Source organism: Mycobacterium innocens, from assembly GCF_900566055.1.
GTDB classification, from domain to species: Bacteria; Actinomycetota; Actinomycetes; order Mycobacteriales; family Mycobacteriaceae; genus Mycobacterium; species Mycobacterium innocens.
In genome coordinates this window covers 1-11,109 of the sequence record NZ_UPHQ01000240.1, presented here as the reverse complement: position 1 = coordinate 11,109, position 11,109 = coordinate 1, and the positions used below count along the sequence as shown (strand labels likewise).

12 protein-coding genes and 1 pseudogene are annotated in these 11,109 nt (G+C 64.8%); 5 read left to right on the top strand and 8 right to left on the bottom strand.

The window, feature by feature from the left end; genetic code table 11:
* The first annotated feature begins 301 nt into the window (after positions 1–301).
* The 3 genes from EET03_RS22985 (at position 302) to EET03_RS22975 (ending at position 1,705) form a co-directional block, all read left to right on the top strand.
* Positions 302–625 (top strand): hypothetical protein, encoded by a 324-nt coding sequence (locus EET03_RS22985; protein WP_075541519.1) that lies wholly within the window; start codon positions 302–304, stop codon positions 623–625.
* Positions 626–756: 131 nt separating this feature from the next.
* The gene (locus EET03_RS22980) at positions 757–1,191 is read left to right on the top strand and encodes a DUF4189 domain-containing protein (RefSeq protein WP_425271554.1); all 435 of its coding nucleotides are present in this window, start codon (positions 757–759) and stop codon (positions 1,189–1,191) included.
* A 259-nt stretch (positions 1,192–1,450) separates the two neighbouring features.
* A complete protein-coding gene (locus tag EET03_RS22975) occupies positions 1,451–1,705 on the top strand; it encodes a hypothetical protein (protein WP_075541521.1) in 255 nt (84 codons plus the stop codon).
* A gap of 153 nt (positions 1,706–1,858) precedes the next feature.
* Here the strand turns inward: EET03_RS22975 and EET03_RS22970 are convergent, their stop codons facing one another.
* The 7 genes from EET03_RS22970 to EET03_RS22940 are packed head-to-tail and all read right to left on the bottom strand — an operon-like array spanning position 1,859 to position 7,541.
* Positions 1,859–2,674 (bottom strand): acyl-CoA dehydrogenase family protein, encoded by an 816-nt coding sequence (locus EET03_RS22970; protein ID WP_063469001.1) that lies wholly within the window; start codon positions 2,672–2,674, stop codon positions 1,859–1,861.
* Complete coding sequence (locus tag EET03_RS22965) at positions 2,671–3,759, bottom strand: acyl-CoA dehydrogenase family protein (RefSeq protein WP_099193752.1); 1,089 nt, start codon at positions 3,757–3,759, stop codon at positions 2,671–2,673. Before EET03_RS22965 ends, EET03_RS22970 begins: the two co-directional genes overlap by 4 nt.
* Positions 3,756–4,175 (bottom strand): nuclear transport factor 2 family protein, encoded by a 420-nt coding sequence (locus tag EET03_RS22960; RefSeq protein ID WP_075541523.1) that lies wholly within the window; start codon positions 4,173–4,175, stop codon positions 3,756–3,758. The genes EET03_RS22965 and EET03_RS22960 overlap by 4 nt, the downstream gene beginning before the upstream one ends.
* Positions 4,159–5,379, bottom strand: a complete 1,221-nt coding sequence (locus tag EET03_RS22955) for a metal-dependent hydrolase family protein (RefSeq protein ID WP_075541524.1) — start codon at positions 5,377–5,379, stop codon at positions 4,159–4,161. Before EET03_RS22955 ends, EET03_RS22960 begins: the two co-directional genes overlap by 17 nt.
* 3 nt (positions 5,380–5,382) lie before the next feature.
* Positions 5,383–5,718 carry a hypothetical protein gene (locus tag EET03_RS22950; protein ID WP_036413814.1) on the bottom strand — a complete coding sequence of 112 codons (336 nt, stop codon included), beginning with the start codon at positions 5,716–5,718 and terminating at the stop codon, positions 5,383–5,385.
* A complete protein-coding gene (locus EET03_RS22945) occupies positions 5,690–6,982 on the bottom strand; it encodes an aromatic ring-hydroxylating oxygenase subunit alpha (protein ID WP_075541525.1) in 1,293 nt (430 codons plus the stop codon). The genes EET03_RS22950 and EET03_RS22945 overlap by 29 nt, the downstream gene beginning before the upstream one ends.
* A 4-nt stretch (positions 6,983–6,986) precedes the next feature.
* On the bottom strand, positions 6,987–7,541 hold the full coding sequence (locus EET03_RS22940; RefSeq protein WP_075541526.1) for a carboxymuconolactone decarboxylase family protein: 555 nt from the start codon (positions 7,539–7,541) through the stop codon (positions 6,987–6,989).
* 281 nt (positions 7,542–7,822) lie between these two features.
* Between EET03_RS22940 and EET03_RS22935 the strand changes: the two genes are divergently transcribed.
* Both EET03_RS22935 and EET03_RS22930 read left to right on the top strand, forming a co-directional pair.
* Complete coding sequence (locus EET03_RS22935) at positions 7,823–9,121, top strand: amidohydrolase family protein (protein WP_075541527.1); 1,299 nt, start codon at positions 7,823–7,825, stop codon at positions 9,119–9,121.
* A 91-nt stretch (positions 9,122–9,212) separates the two neighbouring features.
* Positions 9,213–10,391 carry an acyl-CoA dehydrogenase family protein gene (locus EET03_RS22930; RefSeq protein ID WP_075541528.1) on the top strand — a complete coding sequence of 393 codons (1,179 nt, stop codon included), beginning with the start codon at positions 9,213–9,215 and terminating at the stop codon, positions 10,389–10,391.
* Between the two features lie 18 nt (positions 10,392–10,409).
* Here EET03_RS22930 and EET03_RS22925 read toward each other — a convergent pair.
* Positions 10,410–10,949, bottom strand: a pseudogene (locus EET03_RS22925) (PPE family protein); the annotation flags it as partial.
* Positions 10,950–11,109: the final 160 nt, after the last annotated feature.

The following is an 11,109-nucleotide window of genomic DNA, read 5'->3' as shown; positions in this document are numbered from 1 at the left end:
ATACAGTTCGGTCAGGAGGGCATCGAGGTCTGTCTTCATAACTGTCCATCGGTGCCCTCCAACCACATCCTTCACAAGCCGACACGCCGAGAGTGCAACCACTGCGGCGCCGCTCGGCGTGTCGCCGCCGCCAGTACACACTCGGCGCAGCCGATGCACACTCCGCGCGCAGTTGGGAATTACTCATCTAGAGGGGTGGTGTATTCGGGCTTGCGTTGCTGGCAATCTGAACGGATACGCGCTACTACTAGGGTCTAAAGACCATACCGGTGGAGGGTACCTATGTGGCATCATTCAACGCATGACGCAAACACCAGAATCTGCCGAACCGACCATCGAGGCAGAGCAGCGCCGGTATGACGATCGATCTGGCGGGCGCGGTTGGCTTGATCAACTGTTGACCTGGGTGGGCATCATCGCCGGTGTCGTGTTCATCGTTGCTCTGATCTTCTTCTCCGGGTTCTTCTTGGGTCGGGCTACACACGGCCCCTATGGCGGGCGTGACGGCGGCTGCTCGATGATGGATTCCGGCGGACGGATGGGACCCGGCGGAATGGGTCCGGGAGGAATGATGGGTCCTCAGCAAACGCCCAGCCCGACAACACCGCATGCGCCGCACCCGTAGTCGGAAACGCTAGGGCCGCACCAGAACTAGCAACGCCCAGCCTCTTTATCTTCCGGCGCAGCCGCTTTCGTACGTCATCTGGACCTACTCACACCGCTGGATTGCAGATCGCAGAAAGGGTCGGGAAAATGATGACAACTCGACGTCGGATCACGCTCGCAGCAGCCACCATAGGGGCCACCGTCGGGCTGATGGTCTTGACGCTCCCGCTGATTCCGCCGTTAGATGCCCAAATCGATAGCGCTGTGCTGTCCGAAATGGGCATGCTGCCCGAACTGCCTGTCCCGCCGAGGATCCACTATGGCGCCATCGCCTATGCCCCGACCGGCGAGTGGGGAAAATCGCGGAATTACTTGACCCTGGCAAAAGCGCAGGAAGTTGCATTGGACCAGTGCGGCCTCGACACCTGTAAGGTGCTGATCAGCTTCAAACGATGCGGCGCGGTCGCCTATGACGGCTCGACCTACCAGGGCGGAAGCGGCATCACGCTCAGCGAGGCCATGGCGGACGCTACCAACAGGCTCGGCGCCGGGCGGATCGTCAACTGGCTGTGTAACGGGTTGTAATTCCGCGTGGCCAGCCCCGTTGCGAGTGTGAATTGCTCGACGCCGCGCCGGCGTGTCGCGTCGTGAGTTTCACTGTCGCGGCCCAGCGACGGCAGATAATCAGTTGACCGGTGGCCCTTCCGGGTGCGGTTCTGTGCAGCTGCCCTGTCCCTGAACAACGACGAGCCGATGAACCTCACCCAGGACAATCTGGCCGATCTGACCGCCGGACCCACCGACGGTGCCACGTGCGCCGCCGGCCGATTACCGATGTCGACGGGTGGCTCGATGGACTGGACTACGACGTGCGTCCGGCACTGCGCGCACTCGGGAGCTGCTGGTCGGCGTCGCCGAGCGCGAGGGCGCCGAAAGCGCAGACCGGTTCACCGCCCGCTGCCTGGGTGCGGCGGATTGCGGGCACCTGCTCGATGAGGAACGCGTACTCAATCCGGTCTCGCGGCTGACCACTGCGCTGGTGCTGGCCCAATGGATCGAGGAGCACGAGCCCGTCTGCGAGATCGGCCCGGGCGGATAACACCAGCGGCAGCGATATTCGCGAAATCGTCCGTCGAGCCGTGCTGTCCGGTATCGACGGGAACGTCAGCACGGCGACGCTGCTGTCCGAGGTGGGCAACGGGCGGTACCGGGCTCAGCCGCCGGCCGGGATGTATCTCTGAGGGCAGACACCTCAGAGCTGGGCGAGCCGGGGCGCAAATCCGGTGGCTCGCAATGCAACTCCGGCTTCCCGCACGAGCTCATGAGCACTGCCGAGCAGCCCGTCGAGCACCAGCGACCGCTTGATGTGGCGGTGCAGCTGGTGTTCGGCGGTGAAGCCGATGCCGCCGAGCACCTGTTGGCAATGTCTGGAGACGGTCAGTGCGGCCTGGCCGGCGGCAGCCTTGGCCAGCAAGCACGCGAGCTCGTCGGGTTCGTCGGTGGCGGCCTGCACAGCGGCTTCGGCGCCGTCGAGGGCGACGAGCGCCTCGGCCAGGCGGTGCCGGACCGCCTGGAAAGACGCGATCGGCCTGCCGAACTGGACGCGGTCCAGCGCATGCCGGCGGGCCAGCGCCAACATCGCCCGGCCGGTGCCCACCAGCCACCAGCCCACCGCGCGCCGGCCCGCGGCCAGGGCCGCCGCGGGCACCGAATCAGCCTGGGCCACCCGATGTATCGGTAACTCGTCGTCCACCATTGACGTGGCCCGCTGGGTGCGTTCCCAGAGCACCCAGGAACCGCCGGCGAACGGCAGTGGCACCGTGCCGCCGCCGGTGCGCCCGGCGGCGTGCAGCACGACGTCGTTGAGGACCGGTGCGTGCGCGCCCGTCTCGCCGAGCAGCCGAAAGACCAATGGTATTGCGATGTCGGGGATTTCAGCGAGCATGTCGAGCCAGCCGAGGCCCGCCAACCCAGCGTCGAGCTGGCCGCCGGACGCGCCGGCCATCATCGTTCGCATCGTGTCGGCCAGTAGTCGCAGCGACTCCGAGTCGGTCGGCTCCACCGTCATTCCCTCCCGAGATCGAGCAACCGACGGGCGATGATGTTGCGCTGGATCTCGGCGGTACCGCCATAGATGGTCGCCGCGCGTGAGTACAGGTACTCCGATCGCCACGCTGTGTCGTCGAGCTCGAGTGTCCCGGGCAGCAGGTCGCGAACGGTGTCGTAGAGGCGTTGCTCGGCGGTTGCCAACAGCACCTTGTCAATCGAGGTCTCCGCCCCGAGGCGGGCGCCGCCGGCCAGTCGGTGCTGGGTGGCGCGGGAACGGCAGCGCAGCGTGTGCAACGCGAGATATGCCGCGCCAAGCGCAGATTCGTCAGGGTCGTCAGCTTCGGAGATCAGCGCGTCGAATCGGGAATACAGATAGGCGATCCGTTGCCAAAAGCACGTCGAGCGCTCATAGGGCAACAGGTCCATCGCGAGCCGCCAGCCGTCGCCGGGGCGGCCGAGCATCCGGCTGGCCGGGACCACCACGTCGTCGTAGTAGACCTCGCAGAATTCGTCGACGCCGTGCATGGTGAGCAGCGGGCGAATGGTGATGCCGGGCGTGTCCAGGTCGACCAGGAACGCGGTGAGTCCGTCATGCCCCGGTGCGGTCCGGGTGAGCAGGATGCACCGGATGGCGAACTGCGCGAAGCTGGTCCATACCTTCTGCCCGTTGACAATCCAGGCGTCCCCGTGGGGGGCGGCGCGGGTGGACAACGACGCCAGGTCGCTGCCCGATCCCGGCTCCGAAAAGCCCTGACACCAGTGCTCGCGACCGCTGAGCAGCCGCGGCACCAGCTGCGAAGCGAGTTCTGTTGGTGCGTAGTCGATCATCGTGGGCGCGAGTACCTCGACCATCGAGTACGGGCCCGGCTCGGCGAGGCGGCGGCCGACCACCTCCTCGCCGACGATCGCGCGCAGCAGCGCGGGCCCGCCCACTCCGCCGACGTCGACCGGCCAGCCGTAGCGCATCCAGCCGGCGTCGTACAACGCCCGGTGGACCCGCGCGAGCTGCTGCATCTGGCCCCGCAGCGAGTGGTCGGGTCCGGGCGTCAGATCGTGCTCGTCGAGCCACGCGCGCAGGTCGGCCCGGAACTGTTCGACATTCACGGGGCGGGACGCCCGACGGCGTGCGGGCGCCCGGAGTCATGCGCGCCGCTGCGCCGGATGAACGTCATCGCCCGGGTTTTCAGCCGCCAGCCGTCGGACGTGCGCAGGTAGGTGTCGCGGTAGTAGCCGATTCGCATGTCGTGGGTGGCGTGTTCGATGAAGCACAGCGGCTGGGTACCGGTCGCCGAATCACCGTCGAGTTCCACCTGCGCAGTTCCGGTGAGAAACAAGCCCTTTGGCGCCGCGGCCACCAATTCCGGAAACCTGTCGAGGTGGTAGGTGTCGCCGAAGGCGCTGTATGTCCCGTCGGGCGTGAAGACGCTCAGCAGTCCCTCGATGTCTTCCTGGGTGATGGTGACGGCATAGCGTGCCAGCAACTGCTGGATCTCGACGAGGTCGTCAGTTCTGCTGGACATAAACCTTGCCGCCTTTCATGACAAAGCTGACGTTGCGGGTAACGGTGATGTCTGCCAACGGGTTTCCCGGCACCGCAATGATGTCGGCCAGCTGCCCATCCGCGAGCCTGCCCCGGTCGGTGACGTTGATCAGCTCGGCGGCGGTCACCGTGGCCGCCCGCAGCACGTCCAGCGGCGGGATGCCCCACTCGACGAGGGTGACCAGCTCGTCGGCGTTGCGGCCGTGCGGTATCGCGGGTGCGTCGGTGCCGACGGCGATCTTCACGCCGGCCCGGTAAGCGGCCAGCATCGAGGTGCGCGCCCGCGGGAACATCTCGGCGGCCTTGGCCTGCAACGCGGGTGCGGCTTGGGAGACGTCCATCGCGTTGCCGTCGGCCAGGCGCCGGGTCGATACCAGAAAAGTGCCGTGCTCGACCATCGTCGCGATCGCCTTGTCGTCGACGAGGAAGCCGTGCTCGATGCAGTCGATGCCGGCCGCGACGGCGTGCCTGACGGCGTCGGCGCCATGCGTGTGCGCGGCGACCCGCAGCCCGCGGCGGTGCGCCTCGTCGACGATGGCGCGCAGCTCTTCGTCGGAATAGTGTTGCGCGCCAGGAGGTCCCGTCAATGACATCACTCCGCCGGAGCAACAGACCTTGATCAGCTGAGCGCCGTGCTTGATCTGGTAGCGCACCGCTTTGCGGATCTCGTCAATGCCGTTGGCAATGCCTTCCTCGACGGTCAGGTCCAGCACGTGCGGCGCGAAGGCCGCGAACATGGTGGGGTCGAGATGGCCCCCGGTCGGTGTAATGGCATGGCCGGCAGGAACAATCCGTGGTCCGTCGATCCAGCCCGCATCGATGGCCCTGCCCAGCGCGACATCGAGCAGGTACCCGCCGGTCTTGACGAACAGGCCAAGGTTGCGCACTGTGGTGAAGCCGGCGCGCAGTGTGCGGCGGGCGTTGCCGACCGCGCGCAACACCCGCGTCGGCGGGTCGTCCTGGACCTGGGACAGCCCGGGCTTCTCACCGCGCCCGCCCATCAGCAGATTGACTTCCATGTCCATCAGCCCGGGCAGCAGGATCTGGTCTCCCAGATCGATCACTTCACCCTCGGCAGCGCCGCCGATGCCGACGATCCGGTCGCCGTCGACCCGCACGACGCCAGGCCGGACGATCTCGCCGGCATCAATGTCGAGCAGCCCGGCGGCCTTGACCGTAATCACCTGTCAGATCACCGGCTCCTTGATCAGCTCCACCCAGGCCGCGCCGCTGTCGGGTACCCGCGGCTGCTTCCAGGCCTCCACCGGAAACGACACCATGATCAGCGACTGCATCACGTGCATCAGCGTCCGTGCGTCCTCGGGCAGATCGTCGAGCGGATACTTGTCACAGTAGGCGATCGCGTCGTTCAGGCGGGGGAATGCCGCGTCGTAGAAGGCCTGCATCTCCGACATGGAAGAGGCCAACCGCTTGGCGTAGCGCTCGGGCTCGGTGGCCAGGTCCCAGTCCAGATACGGTTCCAGATCGGCGAATTCAGCGGGCAGCTTGCTTGGCGTGGCCATTGTTGCGGTACTCCTTGACGTATTCTCCGGTCATCTTGTGCAGATGACGGAGCAGGATTTCCTGATCGCACAGGGGAAAGTCGGTGACCACCCTGGTGCCGATCATGGTCTGGGTGGCTTCCAGGGTGTTGGCGTCCTGCAGCGCGTATTCCTTGAACGTGACGGCGGCCAGCTCTTGGGCCAGCCGCTCCCGCGTGTTTCGCGGTGGCACGAAGTACAGGCTGGTCTCGAAGATGTGCTTGTCCACCGCGGTCGGCCAGTAGTGGTAGGTGAGATACCAGCCGGGCGCCCAGATCAGCAGCATGAAGTTCGGGAAGAACAGAAACGAGTCGATGCCCCACTGCTTTGCCTTACACGGGTTGATGCCCGGCGGTAGCTCAACGAGCTGATCGATCACGTCGGGACGGTCCCAGGGGCCGAACAGTCCACTGCGCAATACCCGGTCCATGGGCTTGACCATGCTCAGGTCGGCGGGTGGCGACTGGCCGCCCCAGACCGAGATCATCGCGTGCGGGCCGGTCAGCTCATAGTGCAGCGCCTCGAAGCCGTACTTCATCATCTTGGCGGCTTCATCCTTGGTGTACTGGCCCTGGTGCAGTACCGGTGCGTGATAGAACTCCGCGAACGCGTCGATGAACAACTTCCAGTTGCTGCCCACTTCGGCCTTGTACGAATACACCTCGGTCATCTCGTGAAAGGGGTATCCCTCGAGGCCCTTGGCCATCGGGCCCAGGTATTCGGTAAGCGGTGCCGCGTTTGGGTCGAGGTTGACGAAGACGAACCCCTCCCACATTTCGCAGCGCACCGGCTTGAGGCCGTACTGGCTCTTGTCGACGTCGAAGAACTCGTCCTCCTGTTGAATGAAGGTCAGCTCGCCGTCGAGGCTGTAACGCCAGGCGTGGTATTTGCAGGTGAACTGCCGACAGGTGCCCGCGGTCTCTTCGTGCGGAAAGTCGTTCCATACCAGCTTGTTTCCACGGTGGCGGCAGATGTTGTGGAAGGCCCGGATCACGCCGTCCTTGCCTTTGACGACGATCACCGACATGCCGGCACCGGCCGACGGCAGCTCCTTGGTGAAGTAACTGCCGGTGCGGGGCAGGCGTTCGACCCGGCCGACGTTGAGCCAGGTGCGCCGGAAGATTGCCTGCTGTTCGTCGGCGAAATACTGCGGGTCGATCGAATCGGTGTAATCGACCGGTGCGGTGCCCAATTCGGGATAGTTTTGCGTCCAGCTTCCCGCGGCTGGTTTGGTGAAGTGCGGCAAGGTACTACCTCTCTTGTTTCGAGTCTTGTTTCGAGTCTTGTTCGAGCTCGACGCCAAAAGTGTTGAAAGCCATGGCCAGTAGCGCGTAGCAGCCGACCGTGAACACGTAGTCCATTCGCTGGCGGTCGTCGAGGCGTTCGCCGAGAGCGGCCCAGGTCTCGTCGGACAACTCCGACTGCTCGTTGAGCTCGTCGACCCCGGCGAGCACCGCGCGTTCGAAGTCGTCGGCGGCTTCACCCCTGCGGACCGCGGCCACCTCGGCCTCTCCGATCCCGGCCTTTCGGGCCAGCGCCACGTGGTGGGTCCACTCGTAGGCGCAGCCGCGACGATGCGCAATCCGCAGGATGGCCAGTTCGCGGACCCGGGGCGGCAATGTGGAGGCGAACAACAGGTGGATGTTGAACCGCAGGAACGCCTTGGCCAGCGCAGGGTGACGGGCGAACGTCGACAACGCGTTGCCGGCGTCACCCGGGTTGCAGCGATCCGGGGGCAACATGCCCGAGAGCGACCGCCGGACAGCGTCGTCCCACTGGTCGGCCGGCAGCGGCGACAGACGCATCCGACAGCCTCCTCTCGGCGCGTTGTGCCGATCCTCTCTTATGCGGAGAATCAGATTCTCATTTCTAACTAATAGACTTGCATGATTCGTTTCCCCGGTCAATGCCGGGGCGTCTGAGCTTCGCTGCGCCCGACCGCGCAGCTGCCCTGAATGTTGATTCTCGCTTCGCGAGAAGATAGTTTCCAACAGTAGAGAGCTTGGAGGCAGTGGCGGCTCGCCGATGCCGGCTCGGTGGCCGCGCGTGGAAATACTCGATGGACCCAAGGGAGAGGGATACGGCCATGAACAAAGAGGACATGATCCTGATCAGCGTCGACGACCACACCGTCGAGCCGCCGAACATGTTCAAGAACCACCTGGCGTCGAGATACCTCGACGACGCGCCGCGGCTGGTGCACAACCCCGACGGCTCGGACATGTGGAAGTTTCGCGACACCGTCATCCCCAACGTGGCGCTCAACGCGGTGGCCGGCCGGCCCAAGGAAGAGTACGGGATCGAGCCCACCGGTCTGGATGAGATCCGGCCGGGCTGCTACAACGTCGACGAACGCATCAAGGACATGAACGCCGGAGGCATCCTGGCTTCGATCTGCTTCCCGTCGTTCCCGGGCTTTGCCGGGCGCCTGTTCGCCACCGACGATCCCGACTTCTCGGTGGCGCTGGTGCAGGCCTACAACGACTGGCACATCGACGAATGGTGCGGGGCCTACCCCGCGCGGTTCATTCCGATGGCGCTGCCGGTGATCTGGGATGCCGAGGCGTGTGCGGCGGAGGTGCGGCGGGTGTCGAAGAAGGGGGTGCACGCGCTGACCTTCACCGAGAATCCGGCGGCGATGGGTTACCCCAGCTTCCACAACGAGTATTGGAATCCGCTGTGGAAGGCGTTGTGTGACACCAATACCGTGATGAACATCCACATCGGATCGTCGGGCAGGCTGGCCATCACCGCGCCCGACGCGCCGATGGACGTGATGATCACGCTGCAGCCGATGAACATCGTGCAGGCCGCCGCGGACCTGCTGTGGTCGCGGCCGATCAAGGAGTTCCCGGATCTGAAGATCGCGCTCTCGGAGGGCGGCACCGGGTGGATCCCCTACTTCCTGGAGCGCGCCGACCGCACCTACGAGATGCACTCCACCTGGACGCACCAGAACTTTGGCGGCAAGCTGCCGTCCGATGTGTTCCGCGACCACTTCCTCACCTGCTTCATCAGCGACAAGGTGGGTGTCAAACTGCGCAACATGATCGGCATCGACAACATCGCCTGGGAGGCTGACTACCCGCACAGCGACTCGATGTGGCCGGGCGCACCCGAAGAGCTGTGGGATGTATTGTCGCTCAACGATGTTCCGGATGATGAGATCAACAAGATCACCCACCAGAACGCGATGCGCTGGTACTCGTTCGACCCGTTCACCCATGTTCCCCGGGAGCAGGCCACGGTCGGGGCACTGCGTAAGGCTGCCGAGGGACACGACGTGTCCATTCGCGCGCTCAGCCACCACAAGGACACCCGGGCGGGTTCGTCGTTCGCGGAGTTTGCCGCCAGCGCGAAAGAGCTCACCGGCAATAAGGACTGAGGCGCCACATGGTGGCGAGCAGACGCAAAAGCGCCGACACGCTCGGCGTGTCGGGCGCTTTTGCGTCTGTTCGCGCCGGAAGGTGAGCGGCATGGATTTCGAACTGACCGAAGACCAGGAGTTGATTCGCCGCTCGGTCGCGGAGTTGGCGCGCAAGTTCGACGACCACTACTGGATGGAAAAGGATCAGGCGCACGAGTTTCCGACCGCGTTCTATCAGGCCATAGCTCAGGGCGGCTGGCTGGGGATGACCATTCCTACCGAGTACGGCGGGCACGGCCTGGGAATCACCGAAGCCACGATCCTGCTGGAGGAGGTCGCCAAGTCCGGCGGCGCTATGAATGCCGCCAGCTCGATCCACTTGTCGATCTTCGGCATGCAACCCGTGGTGGTGCACGGCTCCGACGAACTCAAGGCGCGCACATTGCCCAGCGTCGCCACCGGTGAGGTGCATGTCTGCTTCGGCGTGACCGAACCCGGTGCCGGGCTGGACACCTCACGCATCACCACGTTCGCCAAGCGCGACGGCGACCGCTATGTCGTCAACGGCCGCAAGGTGTGGATCTCCAAAGCGATGGAGTCGGACAAGATCCTGTTGCTGACCCGCACGGAGTCGCTCGACGACGTCGAAAGACGAGGCGCCAAGAAGACCGAAGGGATGACGCTGTTTCTCACCGACCTCGACCGTGGCCGGGTCGACATCCGGCCTATCCGCAAGATGGGCCGCAACGCCGTCAGTTCCAACGAATTGTTCATCGACAACCTCGAAGTACCGGTCGAAGACCGGATTGGCGAGGAAGGCAAGGGATTTCACTATATCCTCGACGGCTTGAACCCGGAGCGGATGCTGATTGCCGCCGAAGCGCTGGGTATCGGCAGAGTCGCCTTGGACAAGGCGGTCAAGTATGCCACGGACCGCGAGGTGTTCGGCCGGCCGATCGGCATGAACCAGGGCATCCAATTCCCGCTGGCGGATTCGCTGGCCCGCCTGGACGCCGCGGAGCTGATGTTACGCAAGGCAACGTGGCTCTACGACAACGGCAAACCGTGTGGGCGCGAAGCGAATACCGCCAAGTACCTATGCGCCGATGCCGGATTTGCCGCCGCGGACCGGGCATTACAAACCCACGGCGGCATGGGTTACGCGGAGGAATATCACGTCGCGCGCTACTTCCGCGAGGCCCGGCTGATGAAGATCGCACCGATCAGCCAGGAGATGATCCTGAATTTCCTTGGAACGTATGCGCTCAAGCTGCCTAAAAGTTACTGAGCGCTATTTTCCCAGCCGCGGCAGCGCCTCCATCCCCTGGCGCCAGGACGGCAACTGCGCCGCCACCGTCGAAGCGCCCCAGTGATATCCGGCCATCGCCGTCACATCCGTAGCCCAGCCCACATCTCCTCGTAGATGCCCTCGGCAGCCGCGATCGCCGGGGCGTTCTGCCCAAAGAAGTTCGACAACACCAGCTGTATGAACGCATTGCGGTTGGCGGTCACCGCGGCGGGATGAACCGTCGCCGCTCGCGCCGTTTCGAACGCGCTGGCCACCGCCTTGGCCTGAGCCGAGGCGGTCGCGGCCCGCGCCGCGGCCGCGCTCAACCACCCCACATACGGAGCCGCGGCCGCCGTCATCGCCGCCGCCGGTCCCTGCCACGCCTGACCCGGCCCCCCTGTTAGGCCCGAGGTCATCGACGCAAAGGATTCCGCTGCTGAACCCAACTGCGCGGCAACCCCGTCCCAGGCCATGGACGCCTGCAACATTGGCGCCGAAACCGACACCGGCAAACATCCGCCCAGAATTGATCTCGGGCGGCAACACCGAAAAGTTCACGCTCACATCCCCCCGTCGCTTGTCTGGCTAGGCTGAATCGTCCCGGGTTTCGTGCGCACTTCCTTTCTTGGGAAGGATGGCACGATGCCAAGCAAGTACGACGAGAACACCAAGGCCAAGGCGGTCCGATTGGTCCGTGAGCATGCCGACGACTACGACT

Coding starts and splice junctions, on each gene's coding strand:
- EET03_RS22985 (WP_075541519.1), top strand. CDS start 302: ATGACGCAAACACCAGAATCTGCCGAACCGACCATCGAGGCAGAGCAG.
- EET03_RS22980 (WP_425271554.1), top strand. CDS start 757: ATGACAACTCGACGTCGGATCACGCTCGCAGCAGCCACCATAGGGGCC.
- EET03_RS22970 (WP_063469001.1), bottom strand. CDS start 2,674: ATGACGGTGGAGCCGACCGACTCGGAGTCGCTGCGACTACTGGCCGAC.
- EET03_RS22960 (WP_075541523.1), bottom strand. CDS start 4,175: ATGTCCAGCAGAACTGACGACCTCGTCGAGATCCAGCAGTTGCTGGCA.
- EET03_RS22950 (WP_036413814.1), bottom strand. CDS start 5,718: ATGGCCACGCCAAGCAAGCTGCCCGCTGAATTCGCCGATCTGGAACCG.
- EET03_RS22940 (WP_075541526.1), bottom strand. CDS start 7,541: ATGCGTCTGTCGCCGCTGCCGGCCGACCAGTGGGACGACGCTGTCCGG.
- EET03_RS22935 (WP_075541527.1), top strand. CDS start 7,823: ATGAACAAAGAGGACATGATCCTGATCAGCGTCGACGACCACACCGTC.
- EET03_RS22930 (WP_075541528.1), top strand. CDS start 9,213: ATGGATTTCGAACTGACCGAAGACCAGGAGTTGATTCGCCGCTCGGTC.